General features: G+C 70.9%; 25 protein-coding genes. 11 read left to right on the top strand and 14 right to left on the bottom strand.

Annotated features, from left to right (window positions below):
- Positions 1 to 219 precede the first annotated feature (219 nt).
- Positions 220 to 1,065, top strand: coding sequence for an alpha/beta fold hydrolase (locus ACFVJX_RS30610; RefSeq protein WP_384134060.1), 846 nt, complete (start codon positions 220 to 222; stop codon positions 1,063 to 1,065).
- Positions 1,066 to 1,075: 10 nt separating this feature from the next.
- Here ACFVJX_RS30610 and ACFVJX_RS30605 read toward each other — a convergent pair whose 3' ends face one another.
- A complete protein-coding gene (locus tag ACFVJX_RS30605) occupies positions 1,076 to 1,963 on the bottom strand; it encodes an NYN domain-containing protein (protein WP_384134057.1) in 888 nt (295 codons plus the stop codon).
- 222 nt (positions 1,964 to 2,185) lie between these two features.
- Here ACFVJX_RS30605 and ACFVJX_RS30600 point away from each other — a divergent pair, with 222 nt between their 5' ends.
- Positions 2,186 to 2,338, top strand: coding sequence for a hypothetical protein (locus tag ACFVJX_RS30600; RefSeq protein WP_384134054.1), 153 nt, complete (start codon positions 2,186 to 2,188; stop codon positions 2,336 to 2,338).
- Between the two features lie 77 nt (positions 2,339 to 2,415).
- Here the strand turns inward: ACFVJX_RS30600 and ACFVJX_RS30595 are convergent, their stop codons facing one another.
- The 3 genes from ACFVJX_RS30595 to ACFVJX_RS30585 form a co-directional block, all read right to left on the bottom strand.
- Positions 2,416 to 3,021 (bottom strand): MarC family protein, encoded by a 606-nt coding sequence (locus ACFVJX_RS30595; RefSeq protein WP_384134051.1) that lies wholly within the window; start codon positions 3,019 to 3,021, stop codon positions 2,416 to 2,418.
- A gap of 156 nt (positions 3,022 to 3,177) precedes the next feature.
- Positions 3,178 to 4,044 (bottom strand): PHP domain-containing protein, encoded by an 867-nt coding sequence (locus ACFVJX_RS30590; RefSeq protein ID WP_384134048.1) that lies wholly within the window; start codon positions 4,042 to 4,044, stop codon positions 3,178 to 3,180.
- 76 nt (positions 4,045 to 4,120) lie between these two features.
- Entirely contained in the window at positions 4,121 to 4,765 is a 645-nt protein-coding gene (locus tag ACFVJX_RS30585; RefSeq protein ID WP_384134046.1) for a DUF6758 family protein, read from the bottom strand.
- A gap of 156 nt (positions 4,766 to 4,921) precedes the next feature.
- Here ACFVJX_RS30585 and ACFVJX_RS30580 point away from each other — a divergent pair, with 156 nt between their 5' ends.
- The gene (locus ACFVJX_RS30580; RefSeq protein WP_384134044.1) at positions 4,922 to 6,154 is read left to right on the top strand and encodes an MFS transporter; all 1,233 of its coding nucleotides are present in this window, start codon (positions 4,922 to 4,924) and stop codon (positions 6,152 to 6,154) included.
- Positions 6,155 to 6,214: 60 nt separating this feature from the next.
- Here ACFVJX_RS30580 and ACFVJX_RS30575 read toward each other — a convergent pair whose 3' ends face one another.
- Positions 6,215 to 6,799, bottom strand: a complete 585-nt coding sequence (locus ACFVJX_RS30575) for a suppressor of fused domain protein (protein WP_384134041.1) — start codon at positions 6,797 to 6,799, stop codon at positions 6,215 to 6,217.
- A 411-nt stretch (positions 6,800 to 7,210) separates the two neighbouring features.
- Between ACFVJX_RS30575 and ACFVJX_RS30570 the strand changes: the two genes are divergently transcribed.
- Both ACFVJX_RS30570 and ACFVJX_RS30565 read left to right on the top strand, forming a co-directional pair.
- Positions 7,211 to 8,332, top strand: a complete 1,122-nt coding sequence (locus ACFVJX_RS30570; protein WP_384134038.1) for a magnesium and cobalt transport protein CorA — start codon at positions 7,211 to 7,213, stop codon at positions 8,330 to 8,332.
- A gap of 66 nt (positions 8,333 to 8,398) precedes the next feature.
- Complete coding sequence (locus ACFVJX_RS30565) at positions 8,399 to 8,917, top strand: hypothetical protein (RefSeq protein WP_384134036.1); 519 nt, start codon at positions 8,399 to 8,401, stop codon at positions 8,915 to 8,917.
- 32 nt (positions 8,918 to 8,949) lie between these two features.
- On the opposite strand, the gene ACFVJX_RS30560 is transcribed toward ACFVJX_RS30565, so the two are convergent.
- Positions 8,950 to 9,723 carry a hypothetical protein gene (locus ACFVJX_RS30560; protein ID WP_384134033.1) on the bottom strand — a complete coding sequence of 258 codons (774 nt, stop codon included), beginning with the start codon at positions 9,721 to 9,723 and terminating at the stop codon, positions 8,950 to 8,952.
- 208 nt (positions 9,724 to 9,931) lie between these two features.
- Between ACFVJX_RS30560 and ACFVJX_RS30555 the strand changes: the two genes are divergently transcribed.
- The 3 genes from ACFVJX_RS30555 to ACFVJX_RS30545 all read left to right on the top strand — a co-directional run bounded on the left by ACFVJX_RS30555 (position 9,932) and on the right by ACFVJX_RS30545 (position 12,981).
- Entirely contained in the window at positions 9,932 to 11,200 is a 1,269-nt protein-coding gene (locus ACFVJX_RS30555; RefSeq protein ID WP_384134030.1) for a magnesium transporter MgtE N-terminal domain-containing protein, read from the top strand.
- Complete coding sequence (locus ACFVJX_RS30550) at positions 11,197 to 11,751, top strand: DUF1003 domain-containing protein (RefSeq protein ID WP_384134027.1); 555 nt, start codon at positions 11,197 to 11,199, stop codon at positions 11,749 to 11,751. The genes ACFVJX_RS30555 and ACFVJX_RS30550 overlap by 4 nt, the downstream gene beginning before the upstream one ends.
- 96 nt (positions 11,752 to 11,847) lie before the next feature.
- Positions 11,848 to 12,981, top strand: a complete 1,134-nt coding sequence (locus ACFVJX_RS30545) for an Mrp/NBP35 family ATP-binding protein (RefSeq protein WP_148020573.1) — start codon at positions 11,848 to 11,850, stop codon at positions 12,979 to 12,981.
- Between the two features lie 392 nt (positions 12,982 to 13,373).
- Here the strand turns inward: ACFVJX_RS30545 and ACFVJX_RS30540 are convergent, their stop codons facing one another.
- The 5 genes from ACFVJX_RS30540 to sigE all read right to left on the bottom strand — a co-directional run bounded on the left by ACFVJX_RS30540 (position 13,374) and on the right by sigE (position 18,310).
- Entirely contained in the window at positions 13,374 to 14,033 is a 660-nt protein-coding gene (locus tag ACFVJX_RS30540) for a hypothetical protein (RefSeq protein WP_384134025.1), read from the bottom strand.
- A gap of 118 nt (positions 14,034 to 14,151) precedes the next feature.
- The gene (locus tag ACFVJX_RS30535) at positions 14,152 to 14,628 is read right to left on the bottom strand and encodes a sec-independent translocase (RefSeq protein ID WP_384134022.1); all 477 of its coding nucleotides are present in this window, start codon (positions 14,626 to 14,628) and stop codon (positions 14,152 to 14,154) included.
- A 99-nt stretch (positions 14,629 to 14,727) separates the two neighbouring features.
- A complete protein-coding gene (locus ACFVJX_RS30530; protein ID WP_384134019.1) occupies positions 14,728 to 16,455 on the bottom strand; it encodes a S1C family serine protease in 1,728 nt (575 codons plus the stop codon).
- Positions 16,456 to 16,565: 110 nt separating this feature from the next.
- On the bottom strand, positions 16,566 to 17,552 hold the full coding sequence (locus ACFVJX_RS30525; protein WP_384134015.1) for a zf-HC2 domain-containing protein: 987 nt from the start codon (positions 17,550 to 17,552) through the stop codon (positions 16,566 to 16,568).
- Positions 17,549 to 18,310, bottom strand: a complete 762-nt coding sequence (gene sigE, locus ACFVJX_RS30520; RefSeq protein ID WP_384134012.1) for an RNA polymerase sigma factor SigE — start codon at positions 18,308 to 18,310, stop codon at positions 17,549 to 17,551. The genes ACFVJX_RS30525 and sigE overlap by 4 nt, the downstream gene beginning before the upstream one ends.
- Before the next feature lie 181 nt (positions 18,311 to 18,491).
- Here sigE and ACFVJX_RS30515 point away from each other — a divergent pair, with 181 nt between their 5' ends.
- Positions 18,492 to 19,157 carry an O-methyltransferase gene (locus tag ACFVJX_RS30515; RefSeq protein ID WP_384134009.1) on the top strand — a complete coding sequence of 222 codons (666 nt, stop codon included), beginning with the start codon at positions 18,492 to 18,494 and terminating at the stop codon, positions 19,155 to 19,157.
- 147 nt (positions 19,158 to 19,304) lie between these two features.
- Here the strand turns inward: ACFVJX_RS30515 and ACFVJX_RS30510 are convergent, their stop codons facing one another.
- The gene (locus tag ACFVJX_RS30510) at positions 19,305 to 19,472 is read right to left on the bottom strand and encodes a DUF3117 domain-containing protein (RefSeq protein ID WP_003966491.1); all 168 of its coding nucleotides are present in this window, start codon (positions 19,470 to 19,472) and stop codon (positions 19,305 to 19,307) included.
- Between the two features lie 312 nt (positions 19,473 to 19,784).
- On the opposite strand from ACFVJX_RS30510, the gene ACFVJX_RS30505 reads away from it, so the two are divergent.
- Positions 19,785 to 20,588: an enoyl-CoA hydratase/isomerase family protein gene (locus tag ACFVJX_RS30505; protein WP_384134006.1), complete on the top strand. Its 804-nt coding sequence runs from the start codon at positions 19,785 to 19,787 to the stop codon at positions 20,586 to 20,588.
- Positions 20,589 to 20,622: 34 nt separating this feature from the next.
- On the opposite strand, the gene ACFVJX_RS30500 is transcribed toward ACFVJX_RS30505, so the two are convergent.
- Together ACFVJX_RS30500 and ACFVJX_RS30495 are read right to left on the bottom strand one after the other, a co-directional pair.
- On the bottom strand, positions 20,623 to 21,210 hold the full coding sequence (locus ACFVJX_RS30500; RefSeq protein WP_384134003.1) for a DNA-3-methyladenine glycosylase I: 588 nt from the start codon (positions 21,208 to 21,210) through the stop codon (positions 20,623 to 20,625).
- Entirely contained in the window at positions 21,207 to 21,620 is a 414-nt protein-coding gene (locus tag ACFVJX_RS30495; RefSeq protein ID WP_384134000.1) for a hypothetical protein, read from the bottom strand. The genes ACFVJX_RS30500 and ACFVJX_RS30495 overlap by 4 nt, the downstream gene beginning before the upstream one ends.
- A gap of 122 nt (positions 21,621 to 21,742) precedes the next feature.
- Here ACFVJX_RS30495 and folP point away from each other — a divergent pair, with 122 nt between their 5' ends.
- Positions 21,743 to 22,615, top strand: a complete 873-nt coding sequence (gene folP, locus ACFVJX_RS30490; RefSeq protein WP_384133997.1) for a dihydropteroate synthase — start codon at positions 21,743 to 21,745, stop codon at positions 22,613 to 22,615.
- The last annotated feature ends 25 nt before the right edge of the window (positions 22,616 to 22,640 follow it).

Genomic DNA, 22,640 nt, shown 5'->3' with positions numbered 1-22,640 from the left:
GGGCGGGGGGCGCGCGCCGCCCGCGGCCGCCCCCAAGACCGAGCGCTGCGCCGGGCCCCGGGGGTTTGGGGGGGGGCCCGCGGGGCCGGCGGGATTCCCTCGGGCCCGTCGGGCGTTCCACGGCCGGGGGTCCGTCCGGCGGATCACGGCCGGGTCCGTCCGGCGGAGCACGGCCGGGCCCCCGGCCCCGATCCGCCGGACAGGCTCTAACCTCGTTCCATGAGCCGGCCACCGACCTTCACTCCGCCGCCCAGCGCCCGAGCCCGTGTGCTGCACACCTCGCGGGGGGACTTCGCCGTGCTGGACGCGTCGCCGAGTGGTGCGCCCCGCGGCACCGCCCTCCTGCTGCCCGGCTTCACCGGCAGCAAGGAGGACTTCATCGCGATGCTGGAGCCGCTCACCGACGCCGGTTACCGTGCCGTCGCGGTCGACGGGCGGGGGCAGTACGAGACGGACGGCCCGGAAGGCCAGGAGCCCTACGCCCAGGCCGAGTTGGCTCGTGACGTACTCGCGCAGTCGGCCGCGCTCGGTCTCGGGGACGGCCGGCTCCAGCTGCTCGGGCACTCGCTCGGCGGACTCATCGCCCGCGCCGCGGCGATCCTCGATCCCACCCCGTTCAGCTCACTGACCCTGATGTCCTCCGGGCCCGGCGCGGTCGTCGAGCCCCAGCAGGTCAGGCTGAAGATCCTCGATGAAGCGCTGGCGACCATGCCCATGGACCGGGTCTGGGAGGCCATGCGCGCGTTCGACCCGCCCGCGGAGGCCGAGACGGACGGCGCGGACATGCGGCGGCGCTGGATGCGGCACAGCCCCGCCCAGCTGATCGCCACCGGCCGCCAGCTGGCGGCCGAACCCGACCGGGTGGCCGAGGTCGCCGCGACCGGACTGCCGGTCCATGTGATCTCCGGCGAACGCGACGACGCCTGGCCGGTGCCGGAGCTCGACGGGATGGCGAGCAGGCTGGGCGCCCACCGGACCCGCATCGAGGGCGCCGAGCACTCCCCCAACACGGACCGGCCGGAGGCGACGGCTGCCGCACTCGTCTCCTTCTGGGAGAGCCTGTAGACCGGTCGGGTCAGTACTGCGCCTGGAGGTGCTGCCAGAAGCCGTCGCGCAGCGCCCGGCGCAGATGCGCGTGGCCGCGCAGCGAGTGCTGGAGCAGACGTTCGGCCTCGACCAGCAGGTCCTGGTCGACGGAGCCGGGCAGATACGGGTGTCCGGGCAGCAGATCGGCCAGCGATTCGCGGCCGCGGGCCGAGAGCCAGGTGGCGGCGATCTGCGCACCGACGAAGCGCACGTCGTCGCGCGAGGGAGCCGGCGAGTCGTCCTCGTAGGTGGTGACGGGGCGTCTGGTCACGTACGGGCGGCAGAAGTCGAGGTCGAAGGTGCGCTGGCTGTCGACCTCCCAGAGCAGCGGTTCGGCCTGGTTGCGGCCCTCGCCGGCCTCGATGCCCCACAGGTGCACACGGGCCCCGTACCCCTGTGCGGCCTCGACGGCCGAGACGAGGTCCTCGTCACCGCCGACGAGTGCGGCGTCGCTGATGGCGCGGTGCCGGGCGAGGGATTCGAGGTCGGTGCGGATGAGTGAGTCGACGCCCTTCTGCTGGTTGTTGGCGTTGAGGTTGCCGAGTCTGACCTTGACGTCGGGGAGTTCCGCGATGGACTGCTGCTCGACGGTGTGGATCCGGCGCCTGGCTCCGTCGTACCAGTACACGCGCAGGAGTCTGCTGTCCGCGAAGATCGTGCGGGCCTTGTCGATGAAGGCCTCGATCAGTCCCTCCGCGTCGAGGTCGAAGGAACGCCGGTCCTCGGTACCGGTGACGAGCAGCCCGGCCGCGGCGTACACATAGCCCGCGTCCACGAAGATCGCGTGGGTCGAGGGGGTCTTCGACACCTCGGCGAGCATGCGCTGGAGCAGCTCGTTGGCGCGGTCCAGACGCTCGCCGATCTCTGCCTCGTTCATAGCTGCCTCGTCGCGGATGTAGTCATCCGCGCATGCCCGGTTACCCGCTGGTACTTAGACATCCAAAAAATTTCCTTAGCGTAGGGAATCATTGCAGGGGGCAAGCCGTTGTACCCCTCGTGGGGCGCAAGACGAAACCAGCCTGGCGCTCCTCATCCTTGCGGACGGTCACCCGTCCTCCCAGTAGTTCTCCAGCAGGAGGATCAGACGAAGGGAAGCCATATGCGCTTCGAGATCACGCGACTCGACGATGTCGACGGTACCGCCGTGGACAGCACCGTCGTGGACGCCGCCTCCGTCAACCGGATCGTGCAGCAGGCCGCCGCAGTGGGCCAGCGCATCTACATCCGCCCGGCCGACACTTCGGCTTCGTAACGCATTTGACGACCTAAAGACGAGGCGCCCCCGCACGGATCGATCGTGCGGGGGCGCTGTGGTGCGCGGCGGAACGGTCAGGCGTTCTGGATGACCTGGGTGACACCGTTGATGATCTGCTGCACGGCGATGGCCGACAGCATCATCCCGGCGAGCCTGGTGACCAGTACGACGCCGCCGTCCTTGATGACGCGGATGATCAGCAGCGAGTAGCGCATGGTCAGCCAGAGCACGATGTGCATGGCCACGATCGCCGCCCAGACCGAGATCTGGCTGCCCACGCCGTCCGCGTGCTGCACGGCGAGGATCACCGACACGATCGCGCCGGGTCCGGCGAGCAGCGGCATGCCCAGCGGTACGAGCGCCACGTTGACGTCCTTGGTCTGCGTCGGCTCGTCGGTCTTGCCGGTCAGCAGGTCCAGCGCGATCAGCAGCAGGAGCAGTCCGCCCGCGATCATCAGCGCGGGTACCGAGACGTGCAGGTAGTCCAGGATCTGCTGGCCGAGCACGCCGAACACGGCGATCACGCCGAAGGCGACGGAGACCGCCTGGAGCGCCATCCTGCGCTGCATCTTGGCGGGGCGGCCGGCGGTGAGGGCCAGGAAGATCGGGGTGATTCCGGGCGGATCCATAATCACAAAAAGCGTGAGAAAAAGGGATCCGAAGACAGCGACGTCGAACACAGTGAGCCTTGCGGGAGAGAGCGGGAATTCGGCTGGAGGGTGTGCACCGCGGACATGCCGGGCGGCGGTCGGGGCGTCCTGACGGCAGCATCGGCGGGCCGGTGCGCGGGGAGGGGAACGGGGCGGCGCGGGCGGAAGGGTGTTGCGCGGGGGCCGTTACGGGACGAGCGGTCCGCCGGCTCCCGGCACCGGGAAGGCTCCCGTGGCGCGCCGGGTGATCTCGCCGTAGATCTCGGGGTCGGTGACGTTCTCGCCGAGCCGCACGGTCTTGCGGCTGCCGTGGTAGTCGCTCGACCCGGTGGTCAGCAGCCCCAGCTCGCGGGCGAGCCCGCGCAGCCTGGCCCTGGTCGGCTCGTCGTGGTCCATGTGGTCGACCTCGATGCCGTCGAGGCCCGCGGCGGCCAGCTCCGCGATCGCGGAGTCGGCGACCACCTCGCCGCGTTTGGCGGCGCCCGGGTGGGCGAAGACGGTGACACCGCCGGCGGCCTTGACCAGCCGGACGGCCTCGAAGGGGTCGAGCTCGTGCTTCTCGGCGTGCGCGCGACCGCCGTCGGCGAGCCACTGCGGCGTGAAGGCGTCGGAGACGGTCGGTACGACGCCGAGCTCGACCAGCGCGGTGGCGATGTGCGGCCGTCCGACCGATCCGTCCCCGGCGATCCGTGCGACCTGCTCCCACTCGACCGGTACGCCCAGCTCCTGGAGCTTGCGCACCATCGTGCGGGCACGCGGTACCCGGTCGTCGCGCACCAGCTCGCGCTCGCGCGCCAGCTCGGGCTCGTCGGCGTCGAAGAGGTACGCCAGCATGTGCAGGCCCACGCCGTCGAGCCGGCAGGACAGCTCGGCACCGGTGACGAGGGTGAGCCCCTCGGGGAGGGCGGCTATCGCCTCGGCGTGCCCGCGGACCGTGTCGTGATCGGTGAGGGCGACGACGTCGAGACCCGCGGCGGCGGCGCCCAGCACCAGCTCGGCCGGGGTGTCCGTGCCGTCGGACGCGGTGGAGTGGGTGTGCAGGTCGATGCGCACGACACGTACTCCGTTGCTCGCGGCCGAAAGGGGGACACCCAAGGATAACCGGCGAACGCGCAGCTTCCGGCCCTGCTCAGGCCCCGCCCAGCAGGCGGGGCGTCAGCGCACCGCAGGGCACGAGATCGACCTCCGCTCCGGCGTCGCGCAGATCGGTCAGCACCAGCTCGTCGTACATCAGGAGTCCCGACTGCTCGGGCCAGACGATCGCCCAGAGCCACAGGCCGCGCGCCTCGCCCGCGAAGACCGCACGGTCGTCCGGGGCGTCCTTCACGTGCCAGAGCGGGGTGGGGCGTCCGGCGGCGAGCACCTTGACGTCCGGCGGTCCGTCCACCCGCAGGTGGGGGCCCGGGTCGGGGCCGTCGATCCCCGCGTACCGCGCACCCAGTCCGACACCGAGCTCCTCGGCGACGAGCAGCAGCTCACCGATGCCGCCGAGCGGCCCCGGTCCGGAGCAGGCGACGGCGGTGGCCCGGCCGCCGCTGCGGTCGTCACCCGCGCAGGCCACGCCCGTGAAGAGCCAGCCGACCGGCAGGGGCCAGGGCATCCACACCGGCACCTGGGCGCGGTGCACCGCCACACCGAGTGCCTCGACGCTGGGCGGGACGACCGGCTGCATCGGGTGCACGCTGCCGTGCACATCGCACTGCCAGGTGTCGTCGAAGAAACCGGGCGCCTTGACCCGGCCTCCGCACTTCGGGCAACTGGGTTCGCCCCTCATAGCCACCAACGGTCCTCCCCGGCCGTCGCCCCGTCAAGGACGATCACCCTTCCGGAGCGCGGCTCCCATCAGCAGATTTAGATGTAGCTTGCATTCATTAGCTCCTCTAACTTATTCTGTGCATAACACAACGATCTAGTGGAGAGCGAGGAGACCATGCAGGGAGAGGATCCGTTCGACCAGGAGACGGTCAGCATCCTGCGCCAGCCGAAGGCCGTCTGGGCCACGGCCGGCGCCTCTGTTGTCGCGTTCATGGGAATCGGCCTGGTGGACCCGATTCTGCCGTCCATCGCCAAGGGCCTGGAGGCGACGCCGAGCCAGGTGTCCCTGCTCTTCACCTCGTACTTCCTGATCACCGCCGTCGCGATGCTGGTCACCGGCTTCGTCTCCAGCCGGATCGGCGGCCGCAAGACGCTGCTGGCCGGACTGGCGCTCGTCGTGGTCTTCGCCGCGCTCTCGGGCACCTCGTCCTCCGTGGCGGAACTCGTCGGCTTCCGGGCCGGCTGGGGCCTGGGCAACGCGCTCTTCGTCTCGACCGCGCTCGCCGTGATCGTCGGCGCGGCGGCGGGCGGCAGCTCGGCCGCGATCCTGCTGTACGAGTCGGCGCTCGGCCTCGGCATGGCCTGCGGACCACTGCTCGGCGCGCTGCTCGGTGACGCCAGCTGGCGCTACCCGTTCTTCGGGACGGCCGCCCTGATGGCCATCGGCTTCGTCTGCATCACGGCCTTCCTCAAGGAACAGCCGAGGCCCGCGCGGAAGACCTCGCTGCTCGACCCGGTCAAGGCGCTCGGCCACGGCGGGCTCGCCTCCGTCGCCACCTCGGCGTTCTTCTACAACTACGCGTTCTTCACGATCCTGGCGTTCACGCCGTTCGTGCTGAACATGTCCCCGTACAAGTCCGGTGCCGTCTTCTTCGCCTGGGGCCTGCTGCTCGCGGTCTTCTCGGTACTCGTCGCCCCGAGGCTGCAGCGGCGCTTCGGCTCTCTCAAGGTGGTCGGCGCCTCACTGGTGCTGCTCGCCGCGGACCTGGTGATCCTCGGTTACGGCAACCACACCGCGGCCGTCGTGTGCACCATCGTCTCCGGCGCCTTCATCGGCATGAACAACACCGTCTACACGGAACTCGCGCTCGGCGTCTCCGACGCACCGCGCCCGGTGGCCAGCGCCGGCTACAACTTCGTCCGCTGGTTCGCCGCGGCCGCCGCGCCCTACCTGGCCCCGAAGATCGAGGAGTGGAGCAACATCCACATCCCGTTCGTGGTCGCCGCCGTCGCCGCGGTCGTGGGCGCGATCGTCATCTGGATCCGGCGCTCGGCACTGACGCACGACGCGCGGGAGCTGGAACCGAAGCACGCCACCGAGGACGGCGTCACGGTCTTCGCCAGCTGAGGACCCGCCCCGCCCCGCGGCCACCTCCACGCCGCGCGGCGGGGCTCCGCGCGTCCCGCTTCAGTCCAGGGCCACCGAGGCGCGCAGCGGATCGCGCAGGTCCGTCCCCTGGGACAGCCACCGCTCCTGGAGCTCCTGCGCGCCCCGGACCCGCTTCCAGGCGGCCTCGTTGTGCGTCATCGGCAGCAGCGGAAGGAACCGCACCGCCTCCATGGGCGCCTCCAGCTCCAGATCCCCGACCAGGCCCCCGGACTCGGCGACGAGCACCGAGCTGAACGGCGCTCCCGGCCACAGCGGCTCACCGAGGTCCAGCGAGGCGCCGGGGGCCACGATCAACCCCTCCACCTGCGGCGAGGCCGCCAGAACGGCGAGCTTGCGCAACACCTGGTCGGTGTCGGCGAGACCGCCCCGCACCGAGAGGACCAGCTCGGCCCGCGGTCCCTTCACCGGGTCGGCGAGTGCCTCGGTCGGATCGGACATCGGCTGCGCGGACATACCGAGCGTGGCGTACCTCACCACGTCGCCGTCGATGAACCGGAGCACCTCGATCCGGTCCGTCCCGAGAAACGTCACTGCCGCGCGTGCGTCCGGTTCGCCCAGGGCCGTCCTGAGACGGGCCTCGACCGGAGCCAGAATTTCTGCCATGCGGCGAGCATAGGACGCGTATCGAACGGGCAAAGTAAGAGATTGGCCCGTTGACGGCTGATAGCCTGAGGCCGCCGGTCGGGACAGCACGCAGAAGCGTCGCTCTCAAGTCCCGACGAAACGTCATCCCCTACGGGGGACCGACCGGAGGAGGTGGGGCTGCGGTGGATCCAAGTCGACCGTGCAGTACCAATCGCTCTTCCGCTCGACACCTTTCTTCTGTGATCTGACGCCTTCGCGGTCTAGGCCCATGGCATTTCGCACGACGGAAGAGCACTCCTTTTTTGCCTGTCTGTAGCGAACGCCGTCATCGCGCCGCCGCGGTGCCGCCCGCTTTGCGGACGTGAGCCCACGTCCCCATTCCGGGCTGTTCCACGCCCTCGCCGACGGCCCTCCGTGAAGGAGCCAGCCATGTCGATGATCCGTGACCTGCGCGCTGTGGTGCGCCCGTCCCTGCGCAAGACCAACACCCTGCACAGTGGTTACGACGCCACACGTGACCCCTCGGCCTCCAGCGCGGTCGTCGACTGCGCGGTCTACCGCGACGGCCGTCGCCTCGCGGAGGTGGACGGCACCTGCCGTACGCCGCACGAGGCGATGCTCCGGGTGCGGGAGGAGGGCGGCTTCGCCTGGATCGGCCTCCACGAGCCGACCGAGGAGGAATTCGCGGGCATCGCCCGGGAGTTCGGGCTGCACCCGCTGGCCGTCGAGGACGCCGTCCACGCCCACCAGCGGCCGAAGCTGGAACGGTACGACGACACCCTGTTCACCGTCTTCAAGACGATCCACTACGTCGAGCACGCCGAGCTGACCGCGACCAGCGAGGTCGTGGAGACCGGCGAGGTGATGTGCTTCACCGGCCGGGACTTCGTCATCACCGTGCGGCACGGCGGCCACGGCTCCCTGCGCGCCCTGCGCCACCGGCTCGAGGAGGACCCCGAGCTGCTCACCAAAGGGCCCTCATCGGTCCTGCACTCCATCGCCGACCATGTCGTCGACGGGTACATCGCGGTGGCGGGCGCGGTCCAGGAGGACATCGACGAGGTGGAGATCGAGGTCTTCTCCACCCCCGACAAGGGCAGCCCACGCGGTTCGGACGCCGGCCGGATCTACCAGCTGAAGCGTGAGGTGCTGGAGTTCAAGCGGGCCGTCTCACCCCTGCTGCGCCCGATGCAGCTGCTCAGCGAGCGGCCGATGCGGCTGATCGACCCGGACATCCAGAAGTACTTCCGGGACGTCGCCGACCACCTCGTGCGGGTGCAGGAGGAGGTCATCGGCTTCGACGAGCTCCTCAACTCCATCCTCCAGGCCAACCTGGCGCAGGCGACCGTCGCGCAGAACGAGGACATGCGCAAGATCACCTCATGGGCGGCCATCATCGCCGTCCCGACGATGATCTGCGGCGTCTACGGCATGAACTTCAAGCACATGCCGGAGGTGCACTGGCGGTACGGCTACCCGCTGGTGATGGGCTTCATCGGAGTGGTCTGCTTCTCCATCCACCGGATGCTCAAGCGCAACGGCTGGCTCTGACGGCCGTCGGGCCGGACTCCGGCCCGGCCGGCCCCGGCCCGGTCCCGTCCGTCTAAGCTCTGCCGCATGACTGCTGCTGACGCGCTGCTCGGACCGGCCCTCGTCGAGGAGGCCACCAAGAAGTCGGGCCTGGTCTGGGTGCGCGGCACCGGGCCCGCGCGGGCCCTGTGGCACGTGTGGCACGAGGGCGCGGCGCTCTTCGTCGGGGACGGCCCCGGCGAGCAGCCCCTCCCGGAGGGCCTCACGGACGGTGCCACCGCCGAGGTGACCGTCCGCAGCAAGGACAAGGGCGGCCGGCTGGTCGCCTGGGCCGCCTCGGTGTCCCTGCTCGCGCCGCACTCCGAGGAGTGGGAGGCGGCGGTCGCCGAGCTCAAGGGCAAGCGGCTCAACGCACCGGACGCCGAGCAGATGACGGAGCGCTGGGCGCGCGAGTGCCGGATCGTACGGCTCACGCCCCTCGACTCCCGTACGGAGCTGCCGCGGACCTCGGGGGCGGCGGCGCCGCTGCCCACCACCGCGACCACCCGGCTGCCGGTGCCGGCCGGGCTGCCCCGGCTGCTGAAGCGCTCGCTCAGGAAGTCCTGATCGGGGAGCGGTCCCGGGAAGCGGACCAGGGGCTAGGAAGTGGACTTGGGAAGCTGCTGCCCGTAGTCGACGGTGTCGTCCTGGGCCGGGGCCTTCAGCGAGAAGTCCTTGCCCCAGTCCGCGAGCGTGATGACGCCCCCGCCACCGGCCCGGGCGAAGCGCAGCGGATACGGCTTGCCCTCCAGGGACACGTCCAGCATGCCGCCCTCGCCCTCGCCGCCCGTGACCCGGATGGTGCGCACCCCGCCGACCTTGTCGCGGTCCCCCTTGCCGACCTCGCCGTTCAGCTTGAGCAATCCGTCGAGCAGGACCTTCTTGTCGGTGAAGCCGCGCAGCTGCTTGTACGTGGGGTCGTCCTCGGGAACCTTGACGTACTTGTCGTCCAGCTTGTGCGCCGCCGTCCCGTCCGCGTCGCCCGTCTTCTTGCCCGCGGCGCTCGCGCCGTGGCTCCAGAAGCCGGCGTCGGCCTTGAGGTAGAGCACGTCGCCGATCCGCAGCAGCTCGAAGGTACTGTTCTTCGACGTGACGGAGCCGGTCCCGCCCTTGTCCTTGAGCCGCATGTCGATCTTGTACGTGCCGCCCTTGCTGACCAGCGTGCCGGCCAGCCGGACCGTGCCGGAGGAGTCGGCCGCCGCCTGCGCCTTCTTCTCGATCTGCGGCGCGTCCAGTCTGCCGATCCCGTTGGTCCCCTCGTCCGGGTCCTCGCCCGCGCACGCGGTCAGAGCCGCGGTCAGCCCGGCGCAGAGCACGACGGCGAGGGAGACGGTCCGGCGGCGGGCCCGGACGGGCGGGACAAAAGAGGTCACAGGCGCACTGCCTCTCATCTGCATGGTGGGGGGTGGCAGACGGCAGCGTACCTGTGCGGCCTACGCCATCCGGCAGAGTGTCATAACGACAGCTCGCCGGGGCGACCCGGAGCGGTACGGGCTAGCCTGATCCCGTCATAACGGTGCAATAAATGTCAGAACAGACCGGACGCGTAAGCCCGGCAGCACAGAAGAAGGAGGTGCGGGCGTGGCAGCAGGAACGCCGCGGGTCTTCGTCTCGCACCTCTCCGGTGTGCCGGTCTTCGACCCGAACGGCGACCAGGTGGGCCGGGTCCGCGACCTGGTCGCGATGCTCCGGGTCGGCGGCCGGCCGCCCCGGCTGCTCGGCATCGTCGTCGAGGTGGTGAGCCGGCGCCGGATCTTCCTCCCGATGACGCGGGTGACCGGCATCGAGTCCGGACAGGTCATCACCACAGGCGTGGTCAACATGCGGCGCTTCGAACAGCGGCCCACGGAACGCCTGGTGCTCGGCGAGTTCCTCGACAGCCGGGTCAGCCTGGTGGAGACCGGCGAGGAGGTCACCGTCCTGGACGTCGCGATCCAGCAGCTGCCCGCGCGCCGCGACTGGGAGATCGACAAGTACTTCGTGCGCAAGGGCAGGGGCGGGGCGCTGCGCCGCAAGGGCGAGACGCTCACGGTCGAGTGGTCCGCGGTCAGCGGCTTCTCGCTGGACGAGCACGGGCAGGGCGCGGAGTCACTCGTCGCCACGTTCGAGAAGCTGCGCCCGACCGATGTGGCCAACGCCCTGCACCACCTCACCCCGAAGCGGCGGGCAGAGGTCGCGGCCGCGCTCGACGACGACAGGCTCGCGGACGTCCTGGAGGAGCTTCCCGAGGACGACCAGGTGGAGATCATCGGCAAGCTCCAGGAGAGGCGCGCGGCGGACGTCCTGGAGGCGATGGACCCCGACGACGCGGCCGACCTGCTCTCCGAACTGCCCGAGGAGGACAAGGAGCGGCTGCTGACGCTGATGCGGCCGGACGACGCGGCCGACGTGCGGCGCCTCATGTCGTACGAGGAGCGGACCGCGGGTGGTCTCATGACCACCGAGCCGATCATCCTGCGCCCGGACGCGACGGTCGCCGACGCCCTCGCCCGGGTCCGCCAGTCGGACCTGTCCCCGGCGCTCGCCGCGCAGGTGTACGTATGCCGGTCACCGGACGAGACGCCCACGGGCAAGTACCTGGGCACGGTGCACTTCCAGCGGCTGCTGCGGGACCCGCCGTTCACCCTGGTCAGTTCGATCGTCGACAGCGACCTGGTCGCCCTGCCGCCCCGCACCCCGCTGTCGGTGGTGACGAGCTATCTGGCCGCCTACAACCTGGTCTCGGTGCCCGTGGTGGACGAGAGCGGCTCGCTGCTCGGCGCGGTGACCGTGGACGACGTGCTCGACCACCTGCTGCCCGACGACTGGCGGGAGACAGATTTCCACGGCCGCGAGGGGGTTGCCCCGTGACCGGTGAGGACCGCGCCAGGGCGTCGAACGGTTCGTCGGCCCTGACCCGTACCGCCAGGGCCCGGCTGGACCAGCCGAAGGACCCGAGGCGCCGGCTGCTGCCGGAGTACGACCCCGAGGCGTTCGGCAGGTTCTCGGAGCGGATCGCGCGCTTCCTGGGGACCGGACGGTTCATCGTCTGGATGACGCTGATCATCATCGTGTGGGTGGTGTGGAACATCTTCGCGCCCGAGGAGCTGCGGTTCGACCAGTACCCGTTCATCTTCCTGACCCTGATGCTGTCCCTCCAGGCCTCGTACGCGGCCCCGCTGATCCTGCTCGCGCAGAACCGGCAGGACGACCGCGACCGGGTCACGCACGAACAGGACCGCGCGCAGAACGAGCGCTCCATCGCCGACACCGAGTACCTGACCAGGGAGATCGCGGCGCTGCGGATGGGCCTCGGCGAGGTCGCCACCCGTGACTGGATCCGTTCCGAGCTGGAGGACCTGGTGAGGGACCTCGACGACCGCCGGGCAGCGGCCGGGGCCGAGAGCGACGAAGACCGCTGACGGGGCTACCCACGCGTAGGGAAGGCCCCGCCCCTCCCGCCCGTCGCCCGCCACCGCCCTTTCAAGGAGCGTTGCGCGCACCCGTACTATCGAGGTATGGCTACGGAAGACGCGGTGCTTGAGGCACTGGCGACAGTGAACGACCCGGAGATCCACCGCCCGATCACCGAGCTGGGCATGGTGAAATCGGTCGAGATCGATCCTGACGGTGTGGTCGCTGTCACGGTGTATCTCACCGTTTCCGGCTGTCCGATGCGCGAGACGATCACCAAGAACGTGACCGACGCGGTGGCCCGCGTCGAAGGCGTGTCACGGGTCGAGGTCACGCTCGACGTGATGAGCGACGAGCAGCGCAAGGACCTGGCGTCCTCGCTGCGCGGCGGTACGGCGGAGCGTGAGGTGCCGTTCGCCCAGCCCGGCTCGCTGACCCGGGTGTACGCGGTCGCCTCCGGCAAGGGCGGCGTCGGCAAGTCGTCGGTGACGGTGAACCTGGCGGCCGCGATGGCCGCCGACGGCCTCAAGGTCGGAGTCGTGGACGCGGACATCTACGGGCACAGCGTGCCCCGGATGCTCGGTGCGGACGGCAAGCCGACCCAGGTCGAGAACATGATCATGCCGCCGTCCGCGCACGGCGTGAAGGTCATCTCCATCGGCATGTTCACCCCGGGCAACGCCCCGGTGGTGTGGCGCGGACCGATGCTGCACCGCGCGCTCCAGCAGTTCCTGGCCGATGTGTACTGGGGCGATCTGGACGTCCTGCTGCTCGACCTGCCGCCGGGCACCGGTGACATCGCCATCTCCGTGGCCCAGCTGGTGCCGAACGCGGAGATCCTGGTCGTCACGACCCCGCAGCAGGCCGCGGCCGAGGTGGCCGAGCGGGCGGGCTCGATCGCCGTGCAGACCCACCAGAAGATCGTCGGAGTCGTCGAGAACATGTCGGGCATGCCGTGCCCGCACTGCGACGAGATGGTCGACGTGTTCGGCTCGGGCGGCGGCGCCCGGGTCGCCGAGGGGCTGACGAAGACCGTCGGCGCGGAGGTGCCGGTGCTCGGCTCCATCCCGATCGACGTGCGGCTGCGCGAAGGCGGCGACGAGGGCAAGCCGGTGGTCCTGTCCGACCCCGACTCCCCGGCGGGCAAGGCCCTGCGCTCCATCGCGGACAAGCTGGGCGGCCGTCAGCGAGGCCTGTCCGGCATGTCCCTGGGCATCACCCCGCGCAACAAGTTCTGACAACGGCGCACACGTGAAGTGCCGGGGGCGACAACCCCCGGCACCCACGACCGAGCCACTCAGCCCCGGCCGACTCCAGCTCCGGCTGACTCCAGCTCCGCCCGGGCAAATTCCAACCTCGCCCGGCAAATGCCGGCTCCGCTCGGCCAAATTCCAGCCCCGCCCGGCCAATGCCAGCTCCGCTCGGCCAAATTCCAGCCCCGTCCGGCCGATTCCAACGTCGCCCGGCCGATTCCAACGTCGCCCGGGCAAATTCCAGCCCGCCCGGCGATTGAGGGCGTCTTTCAAGCCCGCCCGGCGATTGAGGGCATCCTTTCAAGCCCGTCCGGCGACTGAGGACAACGCGCCCCGCCGGACGGACCCCGCGTCCCGCACCCGCACAGGCCCACCGGCTACGCGTACGACGTGATGTCCCCGACCACCGAGAACCCCAGTCCGTACGCGCTCATCCCCCGCCCGTACGCCCCGATGTGCACTCCACCGTGCGCCGACCCGGCAAGCACCCAGCCGAACTCGGACTCGCGGTAGTGGAAGTCCACCGGCACACCGTCGACCGGCAGCGAGAGCGCCGACCAGGCGGGACCGTCCAGATCGTCCGCGAGCTCGAAAGCCGTCTCCGTCTGCTGGTCGAGCCAGTCGTCGCGCAGGGTGTGGTCCATCTGCGCGGGCCAGGTGTAGGCGAGCAGGCCGGAGCCGGCCAGCCAGGCCGCGGAGGAGACAGTCGTCGCGTCCAGGACACCCGTGCCGTCGCCGGTGCGCCGCACCGGGCTGCTGGCCACGGTCACGACGACCGCGAATCTGTGTCTGTCCTCACCGGCGTCACTGCGCACCGAAGGTTCGTCGCCGTGTCCGGTGGAGCCGTGCTGCACCGTGCCGTCCGCGGCGGTGCCCACCTGCATCAGCCAGCGCGGGCCGGTGAAGGCCTCGTCCAGTCCGTACCAGGGGAAGGGCGCCTTCAGATAGCCGTCGACCGTGAGCCGGGCCGCCGGCGCCCCCTCTGCCGTGCCTGTGTCCGGCGCACCTTCCGCGCCCACCCGACTCGTTGTCTCCATCTGTCCGGCCGCCTCCTCGATCGTCAAGGTCCGGAGCGGCCCGCCCCCCTCGGGCGTCCTCACAACCGGACAGATGGAGAATAGCCATACCGTCCGGACGAGTCGGGATTGACGGGGGTCAGGTGGCGTCCGCGTCGAACGGCGGGTGATCGTCCTTCGCGGGCTTTTCGCGCTTCTTGAGCAGGTCGGGGGCGTCCGACGAGCCGTTCGCCGCGGTGATCGCGGAACCGCCCGACACGGCGCTCTTCGCCTCCACCGCCGAGGTCTCGCGGCCATTGACCGCATCGGTGACCTCGGCGACCTCCTTGCGCAGGTCGAAGCTCTCCCGGATCTCCTTCAGCCCCAGATCGTCGTTGCCGTCCATGAGCTGCTTGCGGACGAACGTCTTGGGGTTGAGGTCCTCGAACTCGAAGTCCTTGAACTGCGGTCCGAGCTCCGTACGGATGTCTTCCTTGGCGCTTTCCGAGAACTCGCGGATCTTGCGGATGAAACGCGAGGCGTCCTGAATGACCTTGGGCAACTTATCCGGACCGAAGACGAGCACGCCGATGATCACGAGCGTCACCAGCTCGAGAGGTCCTATGTCATTGAACACCTTGCGGCTCCTCGTGTTCTCCGCGACCAGGTCGGATGAGGTCCGGACTCGGCCCACGGTACCCGGCGAAACCTTCCCCGCGGTAGCTTCCCGTGGCCGTCACGTGCCTGTTGCCGAGCCGAGCGTCAAAGTCATGGACAGGTCTTTACCACCGCGGGTCAGCTTGAGCTCCAGCCGGTCGCCCGGCCGGTGCGAGCGGATCTTGACTATCAGTTCCTCACCGCTGTGCACGCGCCTGCCGTCCACTTCCGTGATGACGTCACCGGGCTCGATTCCGGCCTCGGCCCCGGGTCCGTCCGCCGTGACGGACGACTTGCCGTCGGCGCCCTTCTGGCCGACCTTGGCGCCGTCACCGGTGTACTTCATGTCCAGCGTGACGCCGATCACGGGGTGCGTGGCCTTCCCGGTGTTGATCAGCTCCTCGGCGACGCGCTTGCCCTGGTTGATCGGGATGGCGAAGCCGAGGCCTATGGAACCGGCCTGGCCGCCCTCGGTGGACGAGCCGTTGTCCGCGCCGCGGATGGCGCTGTTGATCCCGATGACGTGCGCGTCGGTGTCGACCAGCGGGCCGCCGGAGTTCCCCGGGTTGATCGGGGCGTCGGTCTGCAGCGCGTCGACATAGCTGATGTCGCTGCCGTCGCCCTTCTCGCCGCCCGCCGTGATCGGCCGGTCCTTGGCGCTGATGATGCCGGAGGTGACGGTGTTGGACAGGTCGAAGGGCGCCCCGATGGCCACCACCGGATCACCGACCTGCACGTTGTCGGAGTTACCGAGGGGCAGCGGCTTGAGCCCGGAGACCCCGCTGACCTTGACCACGGCCAGGTCGTAGCCGCTGTCCTTGCCGACGACCCGGGCACTCGCGGTCTCGCCACCGCTGAACGTCACGGTGATGTCGCCGGACGAACCGGCCGGGGCGACGACGTGGTTGTTGGTGAGGATGTGCCCCTGGTTGTCGAGGACGAAGCCGGTGCCGGTGCCGGACTCGGTGGTGCCGCTGACATGCAGGGTGACCACGCTGGGCAGGGCGCTGGCGGCGATGCCCGCGACGCTGTCGGGGGCGCGGCCGCCGCCGTTGCGTTCGTCCTGGGGCAGTTCGACCTGGGTGAGTCCGCCGTTGCGCTCTACGTAGGCGCCTATCCCGCCGCCGATGCCACCCGCCAGCAGCGCGAGGAGCAGCGCACCCACGAGCAGCGAACCGCGCCGGTTCCCGCGCCGGCCGCCGCCGGGGCCGAGCGGAGGGCCGGGGTTGGTGATCAGGGGCTGCCGGGGCGCGCCCCACGGGTCGTACTGGAGCCACTGCGGCGATGGCGGCTGCTGGTGGGAGTGCTGGGGCGGCTGCGGGGGCCCCTGTGGCTGCTGCGGCGGGGACGGGGGCGGGAACGCGGCCGACGGGGCGGGCGCCGGCGGGGTGGGAGCCGGCGCGGATGCCGTCGTGACGCCGGCCGCGTTCGTCCCCGAGTAGGGCGGGGGCACGGGGGTGCCGTGCGCCGGTGTCGGGACCGGCCGCTGCACGGGGGGTGCGGGGGCCCAGGGACCGGGGCCGCCGTAGGGCGGAGTGCTGTACTGGTCGGGCTCATGCAGCGGTACGGCCGCCGGAGCCTCGGCCGGCACGGGCTGGGGGACCTCCGCCGGCGCGGGCCCGGGGGCCTCGGCCGGCCCGGCCTCGTTCGGCTCCGCGTCCGCCACGTCGTTCACTCCGGTCGCCTCCACCGGAGGCACCGCGTCCTCGACGGGCGACGGCTCCTGAGGCGCTGTGCTCGTCACGCGCCCCGATGTGGGCCGGCTCCACCACTTCGCCTTCGGCTCGGTGGGCTTCCCGTCGTCCATGCTCTCCCCGCAACTGCCGCAACTGGCCTCTGCACGCCCCAGGGGGGCGTCCCTCCCGGAAATCCTGCCGGAATTCAACCAGGTTTACCCAGGCCCTGCGCTGACCGGTGTCAGCGACGGGGAAGGAGCGGCAGTCCGTGGTTGGCGGGAACCGGCAGTCCGGCGGCCGACGTGGGGGTGCGGGACGGCTCAGGGGAGGCCTGGGAGAGTCCGCTGCCGAGAGCCTGGGCGAACAGCGGGCTGTTGCCGCCGGGACGTATCAGCGACGGCGCGGACACATTGCTCTGGACGGGCAGTGCGTACCGGCTCGCGCTCAGACCGCCGGTGCCCAGCAGGGGTGAGGCCGAGGAGAACGCCAACGGCGCGGCGTTCGAGGTGAGGGAGACCGGGCGGTCGCCGTAGCCGGTCGCGGCGAGCGTGCCGTGGCCGCTTCCACCGCGGCGGCTGACGGTGCCGCTCTCCGCACGGGCGTCGGCGTCCAGCGGGGTCACGCTGCTGCCGGAGCCGTCGGCACGGGCGGGTCCGTCGGGCCCCGCGTCCGTCGGGAGGGCGCCGCCCAGGGCGATGGCGGCCAGTGAGACTGCGCTGGCCGCTGCGAACGCGAACCGGCGGCCGCGCCACGGCGAGCGGTCGGCCTCGCGGCTGACCTCGTGGATCCGGAAGGCGGGGCGGTCCGGGCCGGTCGGCAGGACGGCGGTCGAACCGTGCACGGTCGGGAGGTAGCCGAAGCCGTCCAGCGGGGAGCCGCCGGAGGGTGCGTCGGGCCGGCTGCCGGAGGGCTGCATCACGGGGAACACCCCGTCGCCGAAGCGGCCTGAACCGCCCGGCGGTCTTCCCCGACCGTCGTCGTCACCACCCGGTCCACCGGGAAGGCCCTGCAAGCGGGCAAGGAAGCCCTCGGAGGGAGAGGGCGGGGCCGACTGCGCGAAGACACTCTTCAGGCGCCGCTGGGCGGCAGCCTCGGCCTTGCACTTGGCGCAGGTCGCGAGGTGGGCGAGCACCCGGTCACGGGCGTCGTGTTTGAGCTCCCCGTCGACAAGCGCGGCGAGCCGGTCCCCCAGGTGTTGTTCCGCGGAGGTCGGACCTGTGCCACTCACGCCGCTCCGCCCTCCCCTGCCACGAGGGCACCGGTCAGCGAGCGCTGCTCCGCACGGGCCTCGGGCGAACGGTGCTGGAGCGCCTTGCGCAGGTGCGAGCGACCGCGGTGGATCCGGCTGCGCACGGTGCCGAGCTTCACGCCGAGTGTCGCGGCGATCTCCTCGTAGGAAAGTCCTTCGATGTCACAGAGCACGACCGCGGCCCGGAACTCGGGGGCCAGGGTGTCCAGCGCCTGCTGGACGTCCGCGTCGAAGTGGGTGTCGTTGAAGACCTGCTGCGGTGACGGCTCACGGCTCGGCAGCCGCTCGGCGGCGTCGTCGCCGAGGGAGTCGAAACGGATCCGCTGCTTACGACGCACCATGTCCAGGAACAGGTTGGTCGTGATGCGGTGCAGCCAGCCCTCGAAGGTGCCGGGCGTATAGGTCGACAGCGAACGGAACACCCGGACGAAGACCTCCTGGGTGAGGTCCTCGGCGTCGTGCTGGTTTCCCGTCAGTCGGTAGGCAAGGCGGTAGACACGACCGCTGTGCGTGCTGACGATCTCTTCCCATGAGGGCGGCGTCCACGCCTGGGATTCCGCATCCGAGGCGAAGGTCGCGGTCGTTGCGGAGTCGTTGGAAGAACGGTCAGCAATGTTGGTCACGGATTTCGGCTCACCCGCCGACCTGAGAAAGCGCCACAGCACTCCTCCCCGATCCACAGGCGCAGCCGCACCTCCCCTGTCGGCTCTGGTGGTGTCCAGTGGAGCCCCTACCATAGCCACCTCGCCCGTTAGCTCCGGATAAGCCTTTTTCCTGCTGGGGCCGGGGTCGTCCCCGGTAAACGCCTGCCCGTGGACTGCGGCCCGATCCGCGGGCCCGTTCCACAGGCTTTCCCCTGTCCTTTCATAACGCCCGGTCCCATCTGCGGGTTCCCGGGTGCAGCGGATACAGTCACCGTTGCGCCAACTACGGGGACAGGAGAGGGCCATCACCGCCAACCGGCAGACGAGCTGGGCGTTCGCCGACGCCTTTGTCGCCGAGGACGAAGCACTGCGCTGGGCCCGGGACCGGGCCCGGGAGGCAGGACTCCGCTCGGTGTCACCAGGCACCGGCGCAGCGCTGCGCCTGCTCGCCGCCACGACGGACGCCAAAGCGGTCGCCGAAATCGGCACGGGCACGGGCGTGTCCGGCATCTATCTGCTGCACGGCATGCGGCCCGACGGGGTGCTCACCACGGTCGACCCGGAACCCGAGCGCCAGCAGTTCGCCCGCGAGGCATTCCGGGCCGCGGGTTTCGCCGCCAACCGGGCCCGCTTCATCCCCGGCCGCGCCCTGGACGTGCTCCCCCGGCTGGCCGACGGCGGATACGACCTCGTGTTCTGCGACGGCGACCGGCTGGAGAGTCTCGACTGCCTCGCCGAATCGTTGCGTCTGCTGCGACCCGGCGGGCTGGTGTGCTTCGAGGGCGTATTCGCCCACGGCCGTACGGTCGACTCCGCCCCTCAGCCCGCGGAGGTGCTGCGCCTGCGCGAGCTGTTGCGCGCGGTCCGCGAGAGCCAGGAGCTGATGGCCACGCTGCTGCCGGTGGGCGACGGCCTGCTCTGCGCCGTACGACGCGGCTGAGGGGTGCGCTCGCGACTGCGGGCTGCGGCTTCGGACGACTCCCGCCCGTCCCCGGCGCGGCGGCCCGCTTCGCACCGCACCGGAACGCACTACTGCCCCGGCACGGACTCCGTGCCGGGGCAGTAGTGAAGTGTGGGCGCCTCTGCGTCAGCCGACGACCTTCTTGAGGGCATCGCCGAGCGCATCGGCCTCGTCCGGAGTCAGCTCCACGACAAGCCGACCGCCGCCTTCGAGCGGAACGCGCATGACGATGCCCCGCCCCTCCTTTGTCACCTCGAGCGGGCCGTCGCCCGTCCGCGGCTTCATGGCCGCCATGCTCGTTCCCCTTCCTGAAACCAGCTCATCGCAACCGGCGGCCCCATGACAGGCGCTGCCTCACCGGCATCGAACACATTGCTTCCAGGTCATTATCCCGCATCAGAGACCCCGATGACCAACATCGCTCTGCATCGCTTGCGCAACGCGCTCACTCAAAACCACCCAATTCGGCGAACCGACTGCGATACTCCGTCCCCCTTGTCCCTTCATCGGGGCGGAATTGTTAGACGCAGGTCACATGTTCGCCTTCGCCGAAGTCGGACATGCTTGCCCCGACAGGCTTTGAACGAGGCGCAAAGGGGACCCCACATGGCCGACGACGTGCTCTGCGACGTGAGCGACGGGCTCGCGACGATCACGATCAACCGTCCCGACGCGATGAACGCGATGAACACCGCGACCAAGGTGGCGCTGCGTGACGCGCTGACGTCCGCCGGCGCCGACCCGGCCGTGCGGGCGGTCCTGCTGACCGCCGCGGGGGGCCGGGCCTTCTGCGTCGGCCAGGACCTCAAGGAGCACGTGGCGAAGCTCGCGGAAGCCCGGGAAGCGGGCGGCGGCAACGCTCTGAGCACCGTGCAGGAGCACTACAACCCCATCGTGCGGGCCATCACCGGGATGCCGAAGCCGGTCGTCGCCGGGGTCAACGGGGTCGCGGCAGGCGCGGGCTTCGGTTTCGCCCTCGCCTGCGACTACCGGGTGGTGGCCGACACCGCGTCGTTCAACACCTCGTTCGCCGGGGTCGCGCTCACGGCCGACTCGGGCGTCTCCTGGACGCTGCCCCGGCTGATCGGCCACAGCCGCGCCGCCGACCTGCTGCTCTTCCCGCGCTCGATCTCCGCGAAGGACGCCCATGAGCTGGGCATCGTGAACAGGCTGGTGCCCGCCGCCGAGCTGGCCACCGAGGCCGCCGCGGTGGCCCGGGCACTGGCGGACGGCCCGACGGTGGCCTACGCGGCGCTCAAGGAGTCCCTCGCGTACGGAGCCGGTCACACCCTGGACGAGGCGCTGGAGAAGGAGGACGAACTCCAGACACGGGCGGGCGCGTCGCAGGACCACTCGATCGCGGTGCGGGCCTTCCTCGGCAAGGAGAAGCCCAAGTACCTCGGTCGGTAGCCGCCGCCACCGGCCACCGTCCGCCGGACGGGCCCTACGCCCCCGTGCCGCGTGCCACGCAGTCGGCGAGATGGTCGTCGACCAGCCCGCACGCCTGCATCAGGGCGTAGGCGGTGGTGGGTCCGATGAACCGCAGTCCACGCTTCTTGAGGTCCTTGGAGAGCGCCGTGGACTCCGGGGTGACCGCCGGGACGTCCCCGAGGACGCTCGGGGCGGGACGGGTGGCCGGGTCGGGGGCGTAGGACCAGATCAGCTCGTCCAGCTCGTCGGCGCGCCAGCCGGCCAGCACCTTCGCGTTGGCCAGGGTGGCGTCGATCTTCGCGCGGTTACGGATGATGCCCGCGTCGGCGAGCAGCCGCTCCCGGTCCGTGTCGGTGAACTCCGCCACGGCGGGGATGCTGAACCCGGCGAACGCGCTGCGGAAACCCTCCCGGCGGCGCAGGATCGTCAGCCAGGACAGCCCGGACTGGAACGCCTCCAGGCACAGCCGTTCGAAGAGCGCGTCGTCACCGTGGACCGGGCGGCCCCACTCGGTGTCGTGGTACGTGAGGTAGTCCTCGGTGGACAGCCCCCAGGGACAGCGCAGCCCGCCGTCCGCCGCCGCTTCCGCGCCGCCGCTCACCGGCCGTGCTCCTCGTCCGGCCGGGTGGCATCCGGCGGCAGCTGCTGCGTCTGCCAGGGCTCCACGGGCCCCTCCTCGGGCTCATCGAGGAGGTCGGGGCGGCCGGTTCTGGTGGCCTGCGCGCCGGCGAGCGCCGACTCCAGCTCCGCGATCCGCGCGTCCCGTTCGGCGAGCTCCGCGCCGAGCCGGCCCAGCGCCTCGTCGACATCCGTCATCCGGTAGCCGCGGGCGGCGACCGGCAGCCGCAGCGCCTCGACATCGGCGCGGCCGACCGGGCGCGTCGCGGGCAGCGGATCCGTCAGCTGCTCGGGCGCCACGTCCTGCAGGATGGCGCTCTTCCCTCCGCCGACCACCACCAGGGTGACCGCGGCGACCACCACCACCATCGCGAGCAGCAAGAACCAGAACACGCGCATCTCCCCGGGAGCGGAATTTCGTCCGGGTCCGATCGTGCCATGCGCCACTGACAGTTAGGGTCGCAGTCGGCTCCGGCAGGGAATCTGCCGGGCGGATTCACAAGGAGAGTCACGGGATGCGAAGCGGTGCGCTCAGGCTGGGGCGGCGCGAGTTCGGTGCGCACGAGCCGGTGATCATGGCGATCGTGAACCGCACCCCGGACTCCTTCTACGACCAGGGCGCGACGTTCCATGACGAGCCGGCGCTCTCCCGGGTGGAGCAGGCGGTGGCGGACGGTGCCGCGATCATCGACATCGGCGGTGTGAAGGCCGGTCCGGGCGAAGAGGTCACCGCCGAGGAGGAGGCGCGGCGGACCGTCGGCTTCGTCGCCGAGGTGCGCCGCCGTCACCCGGACGTGGTGATCAGCGTCGACACCTGGCGCCATGACGTCGGCGAGGCGGTCTGCGAGGCCGGTGCCGACCTGCTGAACGACGCGTGGGGCGGTGTCGACCCGAAGCTCGCGGAGGTCGCCGCGCGGTACGGGGCGGGGCTGGTGTGCACCCACGCGGGCGGCGCCGAGCCGCGGACGCGGCCGCACCGGGTCGGGTACGACGACGTGATGGCCGACATCCTGCGGGTGACGGTGGGGCTGGCCGAGCGGGCGGTGGAGCTGGGCGTCCGACCGGACGGGATCATGATCGACCCCGGGCACGACTTCGGGAAGAACACCCGCCACTCCCTGGAGGCGACGCGGCGTCTCGGCGAGATGGCCGAGACGGGGTGGCCGGTGCTGGTCTCGCTGTCCAACAAGGACTTCGTGGGCGAGACGCTCGACCGGCCGGTCAAGGAACGGCTGCTCGGCACGCTGGCGACGACCGCGGTGTCCGCGTGGCTGGGGGCGCGGGTGTACCGGGTGCACGAGGTGGCGGAGACCCGGGATGTCCTGGACATGGTGGCGACCATCGCCGGGCACCGGGGGCCGGCGGTGGCCCGGCGCGGGCTGGCGTAGCCCGCGCGGACGGGGGCGTTGGTGA

The organism is Streptomyces sp. NPDC127177 (assembly GCF_042672475.1).
Taxonomy (GTDB): domain Bacteria; phylum Actinomycetota; class Actinomycetes; order Streptomycetales; family Streptomycetaceae; genus Streptomyces.
Note: the sequence above shows the minus strand (reverse complement) of the source record. Positions and strands in the feature narration are given on the sequence as shown.